Genomic DNA, 16,584 nt, shown 5'->3' on the forward strand with positions numbered 1-16,584 from the left:
CCCTTCTTCCAGTCAGCACCGGCGTCAGGGCAAGCGCCGGTGCCGGGGAGCGGCGCCGGGGGCCGCGCCGCTTGTCCCTGTGCCCTGTGGTCTGTCCGCAGTTGTCGGGTTCCGCCGGCCGGCCCCGGGCGTCCCCGGGGCCGGCCGTTCTCTTGGGTGACCGGGCTGCTGTCCCCTGCCGTCCGGTCACGTCCCGGAGCGAGGTCCCACGGCGTACGGCACGACCCGTACGCCTCATCGCTCCAACGAGCCACGCGTGGTTCTTTCGGGCCCGCCCCTGGCTGGCACGGACACCCCCCTCAACGAAGCGGTGCGCGGGCCGGTCACGCGCCGTACGGGTGAGAGCGGCACCGAACTCAGATACGACCCCGGCTCAGCTCGAGCAGCGTCATGGCGAGAGCGGTGCCCGGCTTGCCGAGCGCGTCCCGGTAGCGGCCGAGGATCTCCATCTCGCGGGACAGGTGCACCCGCCGCCCGCCGGAGGCGATACGGGTCTGCTGGACGACGGCGGAGACGGCCATCCGCTCCTGCACGAGACCGATGATCCGGTCGTCGAGCGCGTCGATGCGGTCACGGGCGTCGGCGATGATCGCCTCCGGTGCGGTGTCCGGTGCGGTGGTGGTCATGTCGGGCTCCTCGCTGGGATGAGTGCCCCGGAACGACACGGCCCGGAGAAACGACAGACGCCCCGGGCCTTGTCGGCCCGGGGCGCCTGGGAAGTCGCTTGGCGTCAGCTCAAGCAGCACGACCATGGCAGCCGGCGGGCCGGGTGCCATAGGTAAAGACGAAGGTCGAGTGCTTGCGCATACGGCCAGTATGCCACGGCGGCTTCCCTCGGAAGGTCCCCCGGCCGCCCCGTTAGAATCGGAAGCACAGACCCCCGCCCGACCACCAGAAGGCACCCCGTGTCATCAGCGACCCAGTCTGCCGCCACCCCCGACACCGTCCTGGTCGTCGACTTCGGCGCGCAGTACGCCCAGCTCATCGCCCGACGCGTCCGCGAGGCGCGGGTCTACAGCGAGATCGTGCCGAGCACCATGCCGGTCGCCGAGATGCTCGCCAAGAACCCCGCGGCGATCATCCTCTCCGGCGGCCCCTCGTCCGTGTACGAGGAGGGCGCCCCCACCCTCGACCGCGCGATCTTCGAGGCCGGCGTCCCCGTCTTCGGCATGTGCTACGGCTTCCAGCTCATGGCGCAGGCCCTCGGCGGCACGGTCGACAACACCGGCGCCCGCGAGTACGGCCGTACCGACCTGCACGTCGCCAAGAACTCCTCCACCCTCTTCGAGGGCACCCCGGCCGAGCAGCACGTGTGGATGTCCCACGGCGACGCCTGCTCCGCCGCTCCCGAGGGCTTCGCGGTCACCGCCTCCACGGACGTCGTCCCGGTCGCCGCGTTCGAGAACGACGACAAGAAGCTCTACGGCGTCCAGTACCACCCCGAGGTCATGCACTCCACGCACGGCCAGCAGGTGCTGGAGCACTTCCTGTACCGCGGTGCCGGCCTGGAGCCGAACTGGACCACCGGCAACGTGATCGAGGAGCAGGTCGAGGCCATCCGCGAGCTGGTCGGCGACAAGCGCGCGATCTGCGGCCTGTCCGGCGGCGTGGACTCCGCCGTCGCCGCGGCCCTCGTCCAGAAGGCCATCGGCTCCCAGCTGACCTGCGTGTACGTCGACCACGGCCTGATGCGCAAGGGCGAGACCGAGCAGGTCGAGAAGGACTTCGTCGCGGCCACCGGCGTCCAGCTGAAGGTCGTCGACGCCGAGGAGCGCTTCCTCGAGGCGCTGGCCGGGGTCAGCGACCCCGAGGAGAAGCGGAAGATCATCGGCCGGGAGTTCATCCGCGTCTTCGAGCAGGCGCAGGCCGAGATCATCGCCGACGAGGGCCCGGCCGTGGAGTTCCTGGTCCAGGGCACCCTCTACCCGGACGTGGTGGAGTCCGGCGGCGGCACCGGCACCGCGAACATCAAGTCGCACCACAACGTCGGCGGCCTGCCCGAGGACCTCGAGTTCAAGCTCATCGAGCCGCTGCGCAAGCTGTTCAAGGACGAGGTCCGCATGGTCGGCCAGGAGCTGGGCCTGCCGGAGGAGATCGTCCAGCGCCAGCCCTTCCCGGGCCCGGGCCTCGGCATCCGCATCGTCGGCGAGGTCACCAAGGAGCGGCTGGACCTGCTGCGCGAGGCCGACGCCATCGCCCGCGAGGAACTGACCGCGGCCGGCCTGGACCGCGACATCTGGCAGTGCCCGGTGGTCCTGCTCGCCGACGTCCGCAGCGTGGGCGTCCAGGGCGACGGCCGCACCTACGGCCACCCGGTCGTCCTGCGCCCGGTCTCCTCCGAGGACGCGATGACGGCCGACTGGTCGCGGCTGCCCTACGACGTGCTGGCGAAGATCTCCACCCGCATCACCAACGAGGTCCGTGACGTCAACCGGGTCGTCCTCGACGTGACGAGCAAGCCGCCGGGCACCATCGAGTGGGAGTAGGCCCTACGCGCGCTTCAGCGTGCGCAGGGACGCACCGGGCTTCCAGACCTGGGTGACCAGATACGTGTCGTCCTCGACGCAGGTCCGTACGACCTCCGTCAGCTCGGTGCGGAAGAGGTGGAACGGCTGCGGCGGTTCCACCTCTTCCACGTACGCGGCCCTGGCCCGGCCGTCCTCGACCTCGTACGCCCGACCGCCGATCCGGACGTCGCCGCCGCCCATGTCCGTGCCCGCGCCCGGGTTGGCCTGGAGGGCGAACCGGGGGTCGCGGCGCAGGTCGAGGGCCTTCACCGAACCCGGCATCATGCCGAGCCACAGCTCCCCGCCCAGGAAGCGGACCTCGATCCCGCAGGTGCGGGGCGAGCCGTCCTTGCGGAGGGTCGCGAGGACATGGTGGCGGTGGGCGCCGAAGCGCTTCTCGGCGGTCCGCGCCAGATCGGGTACGGCGGTGCTGAAGTCTGCCCAGTTCATACGGGCCAGTCTCACCGTCAATCCCGACACCTGTTGTCGGGTTTGCGCGGCATCTTCACAGCACGGCTCTGCCCTTTCGCGCCGGCCGGCGGTACCTTCCGGCCCGTTACCGCAATCCCCGTACGGGAGGATCCATGCACGGGCCCACCCCGCCCCTGCCGTTGCCCACCGACCGGCTGCAGTTCGCCATGCCGCCGATGCACGACTCGGCCGAGGACGAGCGCCGGCACCGCAAGGAGCGGCTCGCGGGCGCCCTGCGGATCTTCGGGCGGGCCGGCTTCGAGGACGGGGTGTCCGGGCACATCACGGCCCGGGACCCCGAGTTCACCGACTGCTTCTGGGTCAACCCCTTCGGGATGCCGTTCCGGCACGTCACCGTCGGCGATCTCGTCCTCGTCAACCAGGACGGGCAGGTCGTCGAGGGCCGCTACCACGTCAACCAGGCCGCGTTCACCGTGCACGCCCAGGTGCACGCCGCCCGCCCCGACGTCGTCGCCGTCGCCCACTGCCACTCCGTGCACGGCCGCGCCCTCGCCGCCCTCGGTGACCTGATCGACCCCATCACCCAGGAGAGCTGCGCCTTCTACGAGGACCTCGCCCTGTACGACACCTACACCGGCGTCACCGTGGACGCCGAGGAGGGCCGCCGGATCGCCGCCGTGCTCGGCTCCCGCAAGGCCCTGGTGCTGCGCAACCACGGGCTGCTCACCGTCGGCGACTCGGTCGACGCGGCGGCCTGGTGGTTCCTGTCCCTGGACCGGTCCTGCCAGGTGCAGCTGCTGGCCAGGGCGGCGGGCCGCCCGGTGCTCATCGACCACAAACTCGCCGTCGCCACCCGCGAACAGCTCGGCGGCGACCTCGTGGCCTGGATCAACTACCAGCCCCTGTGGCAGGACATCAGCCGCAGCGAACCGGACCTGCTCGGCTGACGCACCGGGCCGCCCGCCGACCCGCCGGATCCGCCCGGCCGACGTACCGGAGCGGTGCGCTCCGTGGGCGATCCGCCGCCGGGTCAACACAGCGGTACCGGCTTCACCCCCGGTGACCCTGCCCCGGCACGCCACAGGGCCCGGCGTAGGGCACAATTCGCTTCCGGCACAGGGGAGTTGCCCGGCCGTCGTGCCCACCACGGGTGCCACCGGCCGGATCGGCAGGTCACGGGGAAGGCGGGCGTCGGGCGTGGCGGTGCAGGAGGCGAGAGGGCACACGGACGCCGACGGCGTCCACGAGGGCGGATGCACCTGCGGGGACTGCCCGCACGGCGCCCGGGAGGGACACCGGCGGGCCGTCGCCGCGTTCCTGCGCCGGCGCGACGAGTTCGCCGCCGGCCGGGGACTTCCGGCGGCCGTGGCCCACTCGGCCTCCGCGTCCCGCCAGTGGATCTCCGAGGAGCTGACCGAGCGGGCCGAGGCCGTCGCCGAACACAGCCGGGCCGAGGGCGCGGCCCGGCTCGCCCGGCTGTGGCTGCGGACGGTGTACACGGTCTGGGGCGCGCTCACCGCGCTGCTGCTGGCCGAGGCGCTCACCGCGGTCGGCGCGGGCTGGACCGGCGCCCGCACCGCGGCCCTGCTCGCCGCGCTCGTCGTCGCCGCCGTACTCACCGCCGCCTGCTTCCTGCACCGCGCGCGCGGCGGGGCGCTCGCGCCGGTGATCGGCGAGGACAACCGCCTCTCCACCTCCCGTACCGTCGCCGCCTGCTGGGTCCTGTTCGTCGCGTACGCCGTCCTGCTGCTCGCCGCCCGCCTGGCCGCCGCCTCCGACCACGCCGGACGCGACGCGCTGCTCTCCGGCCTCGGCCTGGCGCGCGGCGCGGGCGTGGTCACCGTCCTCGCCGTCGTCTGCGGCGTCGCCGTCCTGGTCCGCCGGGTGGTGGGCCTGCGCATCCTCGCCCAACGGCTGCAGAAGGTGCCCGCCCACCGTCCGCGCGCCGCCGACCTGCTCACCGACGACTCCGGCCGGGGCGCCTTCACCGACATCCAGTACGTCGCCATCAGCGCCGTCGCCCTGCTGTTCGCCGCCGTACGACTGGCCCGCCGCCCCGACCAGCTGCCCGACCTGCCCTGGGGCCTGGGCGTGATCGTGCTGATCTCGGCCGCGACCTACCTGGCCGGCAAGTACGCCGAGGGCGGCCGGCCGGTCATCCTCTCGGTGGTCCGCGCCCGCGAACCCGGCGACCTCGACGGCCCGATCCGCACCGGCGACGACATCGAGATCCGCGGCAGCGGCTTCGTCCCGCCCGGCGCCCAGGACGCCGACCGGCTCTCCCGCACGGTCGTCCGCATCGGCGCCGTCGACGTGCACGTCCCCCTGGTCCCGGTCACGGGCGGCTTCCGCAATCCCACGGACACCGTCCTGACCGTGCCCGTACCGGCCGAGGTGGAGCCCGGCGCGGTGGAGGTGCAGGTGGTGACCGCGGCCGGCGTGGCGACGAACCGGTGCGTCGTCCAGGTGACGGAGTGAACGCCCCGGCACAGACCGAATTTCATACGATCGCCCGACTCCTGCCGTGATCCTCGCTACAGTACCGCCAACCGCAGCCGGCGACGCGGACGCGGTGGGGGGTACGGGGATGCGGAAACCGAGCGCGCGGATACGGGATGCCATCCATGCGGCGATGGCCGAGCCGGACACGCTGAGGCTGTGGTCGTTCGTCGAGCCGGAGGCGGTGCTCTCGTCGGAGACCCACCGCAACATCGCCCGCGGCGTCCACGAGCACCGCGACCGGCTCACCCCGGCGCACGCCGCCGCGGACCCGGACGTCCTCGACGCCGTCTACCTGGCGGGCACCTACTACCTGGAACGGCTCCAGCACCTGCCCGAAGGCCAGGTCTGGGACCATCACGCGTACACCCTCCTCCTGCGGATCGTGCACGCGGTCCGGCCCGCCTCGGTACCGCAGCCGCTGCGCGACGGCTTCGCCGAGCATCCGCCCGGGGACGTGCCGGCGTACGAGACCGTGCACGCCGTCGGCAGGGCGCTGCTCGCCGCCGGCACCGCCGCGAAGGACCCGGAGGCGGTCCTGGTGGCCGGAGCGCTCCTGGGGCACGCCTTCGTGGAGGCCCGCGGCCAGGAGTCCGGGCCGCACATCGCCTTCGGCTTCGCCATCGGCCTTAAGGCGATGGCCGACCTCGGCGTCGGACCCGAGGACGCCAGGGCGCGCGGGATCACCCTCATGCGCCGGGCCCTCGCCGAGCTGCCCACCGACGACCAGTTCCGTGACGCGATGCTGGCCGAACTCGCGTCGGCACTGGCCAAGGCACCGCCTCAGCCGCCGGCCGAGGGCAGCCCCGCGGCCGAGGTGGGCGCGTACATGCGGGGCGGCGGCCTGGAACGCCTCGACGACGCCGTCGACCGGCTGCGCACCGCCCTGGCCACGTCCGCGACCGCGGAACCGGAGCGCAGCCTGCGCCGCGCCGAGCTGGGACAGGTCCTGCGGATGCGGTTCGAGACGACGGGTGAACTGACGGACCTCGACGCCTCGGTCACCGAGCTGCGGGCCGCGCTCGCGGGCGGGGCACTGGACGCCGAGCTCCGCGCGTCGGTCGCCTCCTTCTTGGGTCTGGCGCACCTCGACCGGTACGTCCACACCCAGGACCCCGCCGACCTGGAGGCGGCCACCACCGCCGTCCGGGACGGCTGCGACCCCGCCGTGGCCGCCTCCCCGGCCCACCCCCAGCGGCTGACCAACCTGGCCGCCGTCCTCACCGCGCGCTACGACCTGTACGAACGGCAGGCCGACCTCGACGAGGCCGTCGAGCACCTCACCTTCGCCGTGGCCGCCACACCACCGGCCCAGCACGACCACCCGGTCATGGCGGTCAAGCTGGCCGTCGCGCTGGGCAGACGCGGCACCCACCGACGAGGGGCCGAGGACCTGCGCCGGGCCGAGGCGATCCTGCGCCAGGTCGCGGACGGCTCCCCGGGCGCCGGCCCCATCCGGCAACTCGCGCGCATGGAGCTGGCCGAGCTGCTCGCGGACCGGGGCGCGCTCTTCGGCGACGACCGGGCCATCGCCGAGGCCGTCGAGCAGTACGGCGCCACCGCCCTCACACCCACCGAGGACATCCGCACCCGGCTGCGCTGCGCCTACGCCTGGGGCGTCCACGCGGCCAGTCTGGGCGCCCTGGACCTCGCCCGGGAGGGCTTCCGCGTGGCGCTCACCGAGCTGCTGCCCAAGCTGACCGGTCCGGCGCTGGGCCGGGAGTCGCAGGAGACCAGGCTGCGCGAGGTGTCCTCGCTGGCCACCGTCGCCGCGACCGCCTCCGTCATGGCCGGGCGGCCCCAGGAAGCACTCGTCCGGCTGGAACAGGGGCGCGGTGTCCTGCTGGCCCAGGCCCTGCGGCTGCGCGGCCGGCACGACGACCTCGCCGCCGTCTCGCGCCCCCTCGCCGAACGGTTCGAGCGGGTCTGCGCCGAGCTGGTCGCGCGTCAGCGCGGACCCGAGGAACGCAAGGCGGCAGCCGCCGAGTACGACCAGGTGGTCCGGGACATCCGCGCCCTGGAGGACTGGGAGGACTTCCAGCGGCCGCTCGGCTGGGAACGCTTGAGCGAGGCCGCGGCGGACGGTCCCGTCGCCGTGATCAACGTGTCCGCGTGGGGCTGTTCCGTGCTGCTCGTGACCCGGCCGCCCGGCGGACCCGGCCGCGTGGACAGGCTGCCGCTCGATGTCACCGAGGACGAGATCGGCCGGCGCGCCGAGGTCTTCCGCACCGCCGTGACCCGGCTCGGCGGTGCGACGGGCCGCGAGCGCCTGCGGGCCGACCAGGAGCTGAAGGACACGCTGCGCTGGCTCGGGGCCCGCATCGTGCGACCCGTCCTCGCCCACCTGGACCTGGCCGGACCGCCGGACCCCGGCGCGTCCCCGCCACGCCTGTGGTGGTGCCCGACCGGGGTGCTGTCCCTCCTGCCGCTGCACGCCGCGGTGCTGGAGGACGGCCCCGACGGGCCCGTCCACACCCACGACCGGGTCGTCTCCTCGTTCACCCCGACCCTGGGCGCCCTGCTGCACGCCCGCTCCCTGCCGGTCACCGGCGAGCAGCCCGCCTCCCTCCTGGCCGTGGCCGTGGACGCCCGCGGCGCGCACCCCCCGCTGGCCGCCCTGGACGACGAACTGGCCGCCATCGGCGCGGCGCCGGGCCGCCGGGACGTGCTGCGCGGCACCGAGGCCACGCCACGGGCGGTGCTGGCCGCACTGCGCGGCCACACCCACGCCCACCTGGCCTGCCACGGCGTACGGGACCCCGGGGACCCCGCGCGCAGCCGGCTGCTTCTGCACGGCGGGGAACTCACCCTGCGCGAACTGGCGGGGGAGCGGCTGACGGACGCCCGGTTCGCCTACCTCTCCGCCTGCCACAGCGCCGCACCCGGCGAGGAACTGGCCGACGAGGTCATCTCCGTGGCCTCCGCCTTCCAGCTCTGCGGCTACCGGCAGGTGATCGGCAGCCTGTGGACCGTCGACGACCGGATGGGCCCCCTGCTCGCCCGAGAGGTGTACCGCCACCTCGCCGCCCCCGGCACCCCGCCCGCCGCGGTCGCCCTGCACCGGGCCATCGGCGTGCTGCGAGCACACCCCCGCTACCGCGATCCGCTGTTCTGGGGCTCGGTCATTCACCACGGACTGTGAGGAGCTGCCCGGTGGACGACGAACGCACACTCCGCGCCGGCTTCTGCGCGGCGCTCGAATGGCTGCCCGAGGAGCAGGAAGGAGCCGCCCTCCGTGCCGCCGTGCGGTCCGTGCTCGACGGTACGGCCACCGTGCGGCAGGCGATCGACGCCCTGGGCGTGCCCGAACACGTCCTGACCGGCCCGGACGGCGCGGTACGCGGATGGGAACCGGGTGACTCCCTCCTCCCCGGTGCCGTTCCCCGCGCCGGCGGTGAGGTCTACCGCTGCCCCGAGGGCTGGTGCGGTCTGAACGAGCCCCGCCGGCCGAGCGGCACCATCCCGGCCGGCGGACGCTGCTGGCTGCACGACAGGCCGCTGCGCGTCGTGGAGGCATGACCGGTGGCCCCGGTCCTCGACGGACTCGGCGAGAAGCTGGCCGAGAAGTGGCTGACCGCGCTGGCGGCCCCCGGCCTGCTGTTCGTGGGGGCCACCGCCACCGCCGCCGTCCTCGGCCACGCCCACGCCCTCGACTGGTCGCTGCTGCGAAGGCGGCTCGGCCACTGGGCGACGACAGCGGGGCACTGGCCCACCGGCGAGCAACTCGTCGCCGCGGCGGCCCTCGTCCTCGCCGCCGTGGCCGTCGCGACGCTGGTACGGACGTGCGGCGACGGCGCCGTACGGATCTGGACCGGAGACTGGGCCGGCCCGCTCCGGCAGCCGGCCCACCGGCTGACCGCCCGCCGTGCCCGGCACTGGGACGATCTCCGGGAAGACATCGACCGGCTGCGCGCCGCCCGTCCGGCCCGCGACCGGACGGCGGAAGCCCGCCAGGAGATCGACATGCTGACCGCCCGCCGCGACCGCATCGCGCTCGCCCGGCCGACGCGCCCCACCTACACCGGTGACCGGCTCGCGGCCACCGTCGTCCGCCTGGACACCCAGTACGGCATCGACCTCGCCGCCTGCTGGCCCCGGCTGTGGATGGTGCTGCCGGACGACGTGCGGACCGAGCTGCGCACCCTGCGGACCCGTTTCGACACCGCTGTCATGGGCTCCGTCTGGGCCGTCTGCTACGCCGTGCTGGGGTGCTTCTGGTGGCCGGCCGCCGTGGCCGCCGTCGTGACGGGGCTCCTGGCGCGGCAGCGGGTGCCGCGGGCGGCGGCGGCACTCGCCGAGCACGTGGAGTCCGCGGTCGACGTCCACCTGCGACGACTGGCGGAGGAGATCGGGCTCACCGGACTGACCGACGGGCCGCCCGACCGCCGCCTGGGTCTCGCCCTGAACCGCATCGCCCGCAAGGCCGCGTGAGGAGAAGCAGGGCCGCGTGAGGCGGGTGAGGCCCCTCGGAAGCCCGGCCCCCCTTGTTCACGCCGACACCCGAAATCCGGAAAATCGTTCAGGAAAGGATTGAACGGGCTCCCTTCGTCATACGTATGGTCACGTGAGGGGTGCTACGGCGGGCGAGAGGCGGCGGGCAGCGATGACTCACGGGATGCGGACGGACATGCACACCACCCGGCTGGACGGCCACCGCACCTGGCGGGAGACCGCCAGCCACTACGCCCTGCTGCCCCTGCGGATCTTCCTGGGCCTCACCTTCGTCTACGCGGGTCTGGACAAGCTCACCGACAGCGCGTTCCTGAAGTCCGGCGGCACCGGCTCCATCGGCGACACCATGCGCTCGGCCCGCGACTCCGCCGCCATCCCGGCCCTGGTCGACTTGGCCCTGAAGAGCCCGGTCGGTTTCGGCTACGCCATGGCCCTCGGTGAACTGGCCGTCGGCATCGGCGTCCTGATCGGCCTGTTCGGCCGGCTGGCCGCACTCGGCGGCGCGCTGATCTCCCTCAGCCTCTGGCTGACGGTGAGCTGGGCGACCACCCCCTACTACTACGGCAACGACCTCGCCTATCTGATGGCCTGGCTCCCCCTGGTCCTCGCCGGCACCCCCTACCTCTCCCTCGACGCCGCCTGGCGGGCCCGCCGCCGAAGGACCGGCGGCTACCGCTGACCGCCCTCGGCGCCGCCCCGTCTGCGTATCCCCCGGGTCAGCACCGCCGTGACGCCGGCCAGGCAGAGCCCGCCCACGACCAGCGGGACGACCGCGAACCACGGTGTCTCCCACAGACCGCCCGCGTCCCCCGCGAAGGCCACGGCGGTGGCGGTCAGGAACAGCCCGGTGACCAGCTTTCCCGGCTGGAACTCATGACGCAGCACGGCTGACCTCCACCTGTCCCACTCCGACGCCGAGCGTCACATCCAGCGTGCCGCCCTTCCCGGCGCCCTTGGCGGGCGCCAGCGTCACCTCCTGGTGCCTGCCGGGCCGCACGTCCACGTCCTTTCCGCTGTCCCCGGGCAGCCGGATGTCGCCCACCCCCACGTCGACGCTCAGCCGCACCGCCGCATCCGCCGGCACGATCACCTTCAGCTGTCCCGCGCCCACCCGGGCGTCCGTCGCGACCGTCTGCCCCCTGGCCGGGTGCACCCGGGTCAGGTCCAGGGTGCCCCGCCCGGTGCCGAGGTCGTACTCGGACCGCACCTGGGCCGCCGCCACCGGCTTCCACGACGTCTCCCGCCAGTGGGTGGTGATGTCCCGGGGCAGTGCCGACGCCCCCGCGAGCAGCCCCGCCGTGACCAGCGCCAGGAACACCGTGCCGGCCCCGGTGCGGCCCAGGAACGCGCTGAGCGCGATGCCCAGCCCGAACACCGCGAGCGCGCACGCCAGTCCGGTCTGCAGGCTGGTGCCCAGCGGGTGCGTGTCCCAGCTGAGCCCCGTGCCCAGGCCGCCCGCCAGCAGGGCGAGCAGGAACACCCAGCCGCCGATCCAGCGTGGGCCGCGCGGTCTCGGGGGCGCGGCGTGCGGCGTCCGTATCGCCCCGGGGTGTGTCCAGGGATCGGGTACGCCGACGTCCACGACCGAGGTCAGATCACGCTCACGGGCGTCGCCCGGCCCCCACAGATAACCGGTGCCGCCGACATGGGTGCCGTCCTTGACGATCGGGTCCCGCCACCAGGAGGGGTAGGTGGTGACGACCGGCGGCGCCTGGGCTTCCGGCGGCGCGTCGGCCGCGGCCTGCGCGGCCAGGGGGTCGGGGTCGGGAGCGCCACGGCGCCGCGACCAGTACCCGGCGCCGGCGAGCAGCAACGAGAGCACCGTCGCGAACGCCAGGACCCCGCCGTTCCTCAGCATCGTCAGGAAGATCCCGCAGCCGACCAGGGCGAACAGCACGGCGGCCAGCGCCTGGCCGTCCACCCGGCCCGTGAGGAGCTTGCGCAGCTCGTTCTCCTCCTCGTCCTCGTAGGGCACCAGGAGCCAGGCGAAGCCGTAGAAGATGAGGCCGAGACCACCGGTCGCGGAGAGCACGGCCAACGTGATCCGGAAGATGACGGGGTCCATGTCGGTCTGCCGGCCGAGTCCCGCGCACACGCCCGCGATCATCTTGTGCCGGCGGTCGCGCCGGAACCGGTCGGGCACCTCGGCGCCCTCCTTCCGTTCCGGCTCGTGCGTGGGGGAGTGCGGGCCGGCGCCGGCCGCTCCCGTCTCGTCCGTCGCGGCGGGCGCGGCATCCGTCGGCCCGGTGCCCGGGGCCGGGCGCGGGCCGGGGCCGGGTCCCGGACCCGTCGCGGCGTGCTCGTGATCCGTCATGCGTCCATGGTGACGGCCCGGCCGCCGCGACGGCAGTCGGGACGACCCTGGGCCAACCCTGAAATCGGCCCTGAGACGGGACGGGGAAGCGTTCGAGCGGCACCGGGCGCCGCGCGACACCCGCCGAACCGCCCGCCCGGACCGCCCCCGACGAAAGATCAGGGGCGTCTCGGGGGCCGACCCTGATGCTCCCTCCCGCCGCTCGTGTGACCATCGTTGGCATGCCGGAAGCCGCAAGCCTGCCACTCGACGACCCGCGGCCCCCGCGCAAGCTCTACCGCAGCAGCGACGGACGCTGGCTCGGCGGAGTGGCGCGGGGCCTCGCCGGGCACCTCGGGCTGCCCGTCGTGTGGGTGCGGCTCGTCTTCGTCGGCCTGTTCTTGGCCGACGGACTCGGAGCGCTGCTGTACGCCGCGTTCTGGTTCTTCGTGCCGCTCGGCATCGGCGGCGTCGGCGACCAGAAGCCGTCGCTGGTGGGCACGGAGACCTCGCCGGACGGCCGCCGCAAACTGGTGGCCCGCAAGCCGGACCGGGGACAGATCGTCGCGCTGCTCCTCATGGTCATCGTGTCCGTGGTCTTCGTCGGCAGCGTGAACCTGGGCAGCGCCACCAAGGCGTACCTGGTGCCCGCCGTGCTCGTCGCCGCCGGAGTCGCCCTGGTCTGGCGCCAGGCGGACAACGCCCGCCGGGCCCGCTGGGCCGAGGCCGGCCGCCGGCGCCGCACCCTCACCCTGCTCCGCGCGGCCGGCGGCGTCCTGCTCGTCACGGCCGGTGTCACCGCCATCTTCGTCCTCCAGGGCTCGACCGCCCACCTCGGCGCCGTCCTCCAGGCCGCGCTCGCCGTCCTCGTCGGCATCACCCTGCTAGCCGGCCCCTACCTGGTCCGCATGACCCAGGACCTGTCCGAGGAGCGGCTGATGCGCATCCGCGCCCAGGAACGCGCCGAAGTCGCCGCCCACGTCCACGACTCCGTGCTGCACACCCTCACACTGATCCAGCGCAACGCCGACAACGCGGGCGAGGTGCGCCGCCTCGCCCGCGCCCAGGAGCGCGACCTGCGGACCTGGCTCTACAAGCCGGAGGGCACCGGCAAGGACGAGGCCGACGAACCGGACACGGTCGCCGAGGCCGTGCGCCGCAACGCAGCCGAGGTGGAGGACAAGCACGGGGTGCCCATCGAGGTCGTGATAGTCGGCGACTGCCCGCTCGACGAGAAGACCGGTGCGCAGATGCAGGCCGCGCGCGAAGCGATGGTGAACGCCGCCAAGTACGGTGGCGAGGGCGGTGCCGTACAGGTCTACGCCGAAGTCGAGGGAAAGACGGTCTTCGTGTCCGTGCGGGACCGTGGCCCGGGCTTCGACCTCGACGCGATACCCGCCGACCGCATGGGTGTCAGAGAATCGATCATCGGCCGCATGGAGCGCTACGGCGGCACGGCCCGGCTGCGGGCGGTGCCGGACGGCGGCACCGAGGTCGAGCTGGAGATGGAGAGGGCGGAGAAGACGTCATGAGCGACGCGACCGAGGCGAACGGCACGGCGGGGGCGGCGGAGCCGGCCGAGACCGACCGGACCGGCGGCGGCGCGGGCGGACGGCGCGTACGGGTGGTGCTGGTGGACGACCACCGCATGTTCCGTACCGGCGTCCAGGCCGAGATCGGGCAGACCGCCGAGACCGGGGTCGAGGTGGTCGGCGAGGCCGCGGACGTCGACCAGGCGGTCGCGGTCATCACCGCCACCCGGCCCGAGGTGGTCCTGCTCGACGTCCACCTGCCGGGCGGCGGCGGGGTCGAAGTGCTGCGCCGGTGCGCCGCGTTGATGGCGGACGCCGAGCGGCCGGTCCGCTTCCTCGCGCTGTCGGTGTCGGACGCGGCGGAGGACGTGATCGGGGTGATCCGCGGCGGCGCCCGCGGCTATGTCACCAAGACCATCACCGGCACCGACCTGGTCGACTCGATCTTCCGCGTCCAGGAGGGCGACGCCGTCTTCTCCCCGCGGCTGGCCGGGTTCGTCCTGGACGCCTTCGCCTCCACCGACGCCCCTCCGGTGGACGAGGACCTGGACCGCCTCACCCAGCGGGAACGCGAGGTGCTGCGCCTGATCGCCCGGGGCTACGCCTACAAGGAGATCGCCAAGCAGCTGTTCATCTCCGTGAAGACGGTCGAGTCCCACGTCTCGGCGGTCCTGCGCAAGCTCCAGCTGTCCAACCGGCACGAACTGACCCGCTGGGCGACCGCGCGCCGGCTGGTCTGACCCCCCGCGGTCCCGCTCCGGGGCAGCCCCGCGGCGTCCCTCACTCCACCCTTGTCGCTCCCGCGAACGGCATCTGGTCGATCGGGGCGAGACGGACCGGTGCCGACGGGTTGGGGGCGTGGATCATCTGGCCGCCGCCCACATAGATGCCGACGTGGCTGATCCCGGAGTAGAAGAACACCAGGTCACCCGGCTGGAGTTCGGAGCGGGACACCCGCCGTCCCGCGCTGATCTGGGCGTAGGTGGTGCGGGGCAGGGAGATGCCGGCGGAGCGGTAGGCGGCCTGCACCAGACCGGAGCAGTCGAAGGCGTTCGGTCCGGTGGCGCCCCACACATAGGGGCTGCCGAGCTTGCTGTAGGCGTAGGCGAGGGCCGCCGCCGCGTGGGAGGCAGGGGCGGCGGACCCGGGCCGTTCCAGCGGCTGCCGCGCGCCGGTGCCCGACCGGGAGACACGGGCGCCCGTGCCGCCGGCACCGGTGACCTCGGCCCGCTGCGGCGGAGTCAGCCGTGCCAGCAGCCGCCGGGCCTCGTCCAGCTTGCCGGTGACGATCCCCTTCTGCCGTCTCAGCTCCGCCTGCCGCGACCGCAGCGACCTCACCTCGACGCGCGCGGCGCCGCGCAACCGCTCGATCTCCCGCAGCTGTTGACGCACCCGGGAGACCGCGGCGGCCTGCCGGTCACCGGCCCGCTCCGCCAACGCGGCACCGTCCAGATACCGGTCGGGATCGCTGGAGAGGGCCAGTTGCCAGGCCGGGTCGATGCCACCCTCCCGGTACTGCGCCGCAGCGATCGAGCCCAGCGCCTCCCGTGCCGAGTTGAGTTTCGTCTGCTTGCGGGCGGTCTCGTCCTGCAGCGCGCTCAGCCGCCGCTGGCGGGCGTCCGCCTCCTCCTTCGCCCCGTCGTACTTCTCGGTGGCGGCCTCGGCCTCCCGGTACAGCGTCTCCACCTTGGCCTTCACCTGCGCCGGCGTCGGCTGTGGTTCGGCCTGCCCCGTCCCGTCGAAGGCGGTCGCGGTGGCCGCGCCCGCCAGGGCGAGCGTGGCGGCCGTCCGGGCCGTATGACCGCTGAGCGGGCGTTGGGGGCGCTTGCGGTGCGCTGCCACCTGGACCGTCACGTCCTTCCGTACGACTCACACGACCGAGCGGTCGGTACGCCCCGCGGCGGCCCGCACAGGGGAGCGGGCAGCCGCCGGGCCTCTTCCGGCGGTGGTGGCCGACTGCCGCCCCTGGTCCGGGCGGCGGTGGGGAGCCGGTCACCTGGGGGAGGACGCTAGGCCGGACGGTGACGAGAAGGTAACGCGGTGTACGGAACTGGTTCGGACGGACCGAGACGTGACCGTATGTGACCATGCGGGCTCACTGGAGCCGTCGCCTTTACGGAGCGTGCTGACCGAAGAGCGGAAAAGGGGGACTGCCGGTGGCTGTGAGGTGCTATGGGGCGCATATATGCGAGACCGCATGGCGGGGCCGCCGGACTGCCGGATTCGCGGGAGGGCGTGGTGACGGAGGGTCGCCGGGGGCCGTGACGGAGGGTCGCCGGGGGCGGTGACGGGGGGTCGCCGGGACGGTCATGGAGGGTCGTCGGCTCAGGAAGGGGGCTTGAGGAGGGGGTCCGGTGGGTGGTGGGCCGGAGCCGGCTGGTTAGGCTCCGGCTCCATGGACGTACTCATCCATCTCTTCGTCGGCCTGCACATCATCGGCATCGCCGCGCTGCTCGGCGGTTTCCTCACCCAGATGAAGGCGATGGGCCAGGGCACGGCCCGGTTCGTGCCCGGGATGCTGCACGGCGCGCTGACCATGCTGGTCACCGGCGTGGCCCTGGTCGGCCTCAACCAGGCCGACGACCACCACGTCAACACCGTCAAGATCGGCGTGAAGCTCGCCCTGCTGATCGTGATCCTCGGCCTGGTCTATGTGAAGCGCGACGAGGAGCGGATCGACAAGGGCCTCTTCGGGCTGGTCGGCCTGCTGACCACGGCCAACATCTTCATCGCCGTCCTGTGGACTTGATCGTCGTCCTGTGGGCTCGACCGACGTCCTGGAGACCTGATCGTCGTCCTCTGGGCTTGATCGCCGTTCCCGTGGGCTTGATCGCGGTTCCCCGGACGTGAACCTCGGTGCGCCGCTGAG

15 protein-coding genes are annotated in these 16,584 nt (G+C 73.6%); 10 read left to right on the forward strand and 5 right to left on the reverse strand.

Translation table 11 applies throughout. The annotated features are described in order from the left end of the window. Positions 1 to 356: 356 nt before the first annotated feature. Positions 357 to 626: a chorismate mutase gene (locus AB0947_RS03680; protein ID WP_366748605.1), complete on the reverse strand. Its 270-nt coding sequence runs from the start codon at positions 624 to 626 to the stop codon at positions 357 to 359. A gap of 279 nt (positions 627 to 905) precedes the next feature. Here AB0947_RS03680 and guaA point away from each other — a divergent pair, with 279 nt between their 5' ends. Next, a complete protein-coding gene (gene guaA, locus AB0947_RS03685) occupies positions 906 to 2,486 on the forward strand; it encodes a glutamine-hydrolyzing GMP synthase (protein WP_366748606.1) in 1,581 nt (526 codons plus the stop codon). A 3-nt stretch (positions 2,487 to 2,489) separates the two neighbouring features. On the opposite strand, the gene AB0947_RS03690 is transcribed toward guaA, so the two are convergent. Beyond that, the gene (locus AB0947_RS03690) at positions 2,490 to 2,957 is read right to left on the reverse strand and encodes a pyridoxamine 5'-phosphate oxidase family protein (protein WP_366748607.1); all 468 of its coding nucleotides are present in this window, start codon (positions 2,955 to 2,957) and stop codon (positions 2,490 to 2,492) included. A 134-nt stretch (positions 2,958 to 3,091) separates the two neighbouring features. Between AB0947_RS03690 and AB0947_RS03695 the strand changes: the two genes are divergently transcribed. From AB0947_RS03695 to AB0947_RS03720, 6 genes are all read left to right on the forward strand, one after another. Then, positions 3,092 to 3,886, forward strand: coding sequence for a class II aldolase/adducin family protein (locus AB0947_RS03695; protein WP_366748608.1), 795 nt, complete (start codon positions 3,092 to 3,094; stop codon positions 3,884 to 3,886). 250 nt (positions 3,887 to 4,136) lie between these two features. Continuing rightward, entirely contained in the window at positions 4,137 to 5,417 is a 1,281-nt protein-coding gene (locus AB0947_RS03700) for a hypothetical protein (protein WP_366748609.1), read from the forward strand. Positions 5,418 to 5,571: 154 nt separating this feature from the next. Continuing rightward, complete coding sequence (locus tag AB0947_RS03705; protein ID WP_366748610.1) at positions 5,572 to 8,580, forward strand: CHAT domain-containing protein; 3,009 nt, start codon at positions 5,572 to 5,574, stop codon at positions 8,578 to 8,580. An 11-nt stretch (positions 8,581 to 8,591) separates the two neighbouring features. Then, the gene (locus tag AB0947_RS03710) at positions 8,592 to 8,957 is read left to right on the forward strand and encodes a hypothetical protein (protein WP_366748611.1); all 366 of its coding nucleotides are present in this window, start codon (positions 8,592 to 8,594) and stop codon (positions 8,955 to 8,957) included. A gap of 3 nt (positions 8,958 to 8,960) precedes the next feature. Further along, complete coding sequence (locus tag AB0947_RS03715; protein ID WP_366748612.1) at positions 8,961 to 9,869, forward strand: hypothetical protein; 909 nt, start codon at positions 8,961 to 8,963, stop codon at positions 9,867 to 9,869. 172 nt (positions 9,870 to 10,041) lie between these two features. Continuing rightward, positions 10,042 to 10,569 (forward strand): DoxX family protein, encoded by a 528-nt coding sequence (locus AB0947_RS03720; RefSeq protein ID WP_366748613.1) that lies wholly within the window; start codon positions 10,042 to 10,044, stop codon positions 10,567 to 10,569. On the opposite strand, the gene AB0947_RS03725 is transcribed toward AB0947_RS03720, so the two are convergent. After that, on the reverse strand, positions 10,560 to 10,775 hold the full coding sequence (locus AB0947_RS03725; protein ID WP_366748614.1) for a hypothetical protein: 216 nt from the start codon (positions 10,773 to 10,775) through the stop codon (positions 10,560 to 10,562). The two genes, AB0947_RS03720 and AB0947_RS03725, sit on opposite strands and share 10 nt — an antisense overlap. After that, positions 10,762 to 12,204 carry a PspC domain-containing protein gene (locus AB0947_RS03730; protein WP_366748615.1) on the reverse strand — a complete coding sequence of 481 codons (1,443 nt, stop codon included), beginning with the start codon at positions 12,202 to 12,204 and terminating at the stop codon, positions 10,762 to 10,764. The genes AB0947_RS03725 and AB0947_RS03730 overlap by 14 nt, the downstream gene beginning before the upstream one ends. A gap of 221 nt (positions 12,205 to 12,425) precedes the next feature. Here AB0947_RS03730 and AB0947_RS03735 point away from each other — a divergent pair, with 221 nt between their 5' ends. Together AB0947_RS03735 and AB0947_RS03740 are read left to right on the forward strand one after the other, a co-directional pair. Continuing rightward, the gene (locus AB0947_RS03735) at positions 12,426 to 13,715 is read left to right on the forward strand and encodes a PspC domain-containing protein (RefSeq protein WP_366748616.1); all 1,290 of its coding nucleotides are present in this window, start codon (positions 12,426 to 12,428) and stop codon (positions 13,713 to 13,715) included. Continuing rightward, complete coding sequence (locus AB0947_RS03740) at positions 13,712 to 14,455, forward strand: response regulator transcription factor (RefSeq protein WP_366748617.1); 744 nt, start codon at positions 13,712 to 13,714, stop codon at positions 14,453 to 14,455. Before AB0947_RS03735 ends, AB0947_RS03740 begins: the two co-directional genes overlap by 4 nt. A 40-nt stretch (positions 14,456 to 14,495) precedes the next feature. Here AB0947_RS03740 and AB0947_RS03745 read toward each other — a convergent pair whose 3' ends face one another. Further along, positions 14,496 to 15,569 (reverse strand): NlpC/P60 family protein, encoded by a 1,074-nt coding sequence (locus AB0947_RS03745; protein WP_366748618.1) that lies wholly within the window; start codon positions 15,567 to 15,569, stop codon positions 14,496 to 14,498. Between the two features lie 541 nt (positions 15,570 to 16,110). On the opposite strand from AB0947_RS03745, the gene AB0947_RS03750 reads away from it, so the two are divergent. Further along, positions 16,111 to 16,464, forward strand: coding sequence for a hypothetical protein (locus AB0947_RS03750; RefSeq protein ID WP_356344828.1), 354 nt, complete (start codon positions 16,111 to 16,113; stop codon positions 16,462 to 16,464). Positions 16,465 to 16,584 lie beyond the last annotated feature (120 nt).

The sequence above is a fragment of the Streptomyces sp. NPDC047841 genome, assembly GCF_040704085.1.
Taxonomy (GTDB): Bacteria; Actinomycetota; Actinomycetes; order Streptomycetales; family Streptomycetaceae; genus Streptomyces; species Streptomyces argyrophylli.

Excerpts from the sequence above, each read along its gene's own strand:
- AB0947_RS03680 (WP_366748605.1), bottom strand. The coding sequence starts at position 626 with ATGACCACCACCGCACCGGACACCGCACCGGAGGCGATCATCGCCGAC.
- AB0947_RS03690 (WP_366748607.1), bottom strand. The coding sequence starts at position 2,957 with ATGAACTGGGCAGACTTCAGCACCGCCGTACCCGATCTGGCGCGGACC.
- AB0947_RS03695 (WP_366748608.1), top strand. The coding sequence starts at position 3,092 with ATGCACGGGCCCACCCCGCCCCTGCCGTTGCCCACCGACCGGCTGCAG.
- AB0947_RS03705 (WP_366748610.1), top strand. The coding sequence starts at position 5,572 with ATGGCCGAGCCGGACACGCTGAGGCTGTGGTCGTTCGTCGAGCCGGAG.
- AB0947_RS03720 (WP_366748613.1), top strand. The coding sequence starts at position 10,042 with ATGACTCACGGGATGCGGACGGACATGCACACCACCCGGCTGGACGGC.
- AB0947_RS03730 (WP_366748615.1), bottom strand. The coding sequence starts at position 12,204 with ATGACGGATCACGAGCACGCCGCGACGGGTCCGGGACCCGGCCCCGGC.
- AB0947_RS03735 (WP_366748616.1), top strand. The coding sequence starts at position 12,426 with ATGCCGGAAGCCGCAAGCCTGCCACTCGACGACCCGCGGCCCCCGCGC.
- AB0947_RS03740 (WP_366748617.1), top strand. The coding sequence starts at position 13,712 with ATGAGCGACGCGACCGAGGCGAACGGCACGGCGGGGGCGGCGGAGCCG.
- AB0947_RS03750 (WP_356344828.1), top strand. The coding sequence starts at position 16,111 with ATGGACGTACTCATCCATCTCTTCGTCGGCCTGCACATCATCGGCATC.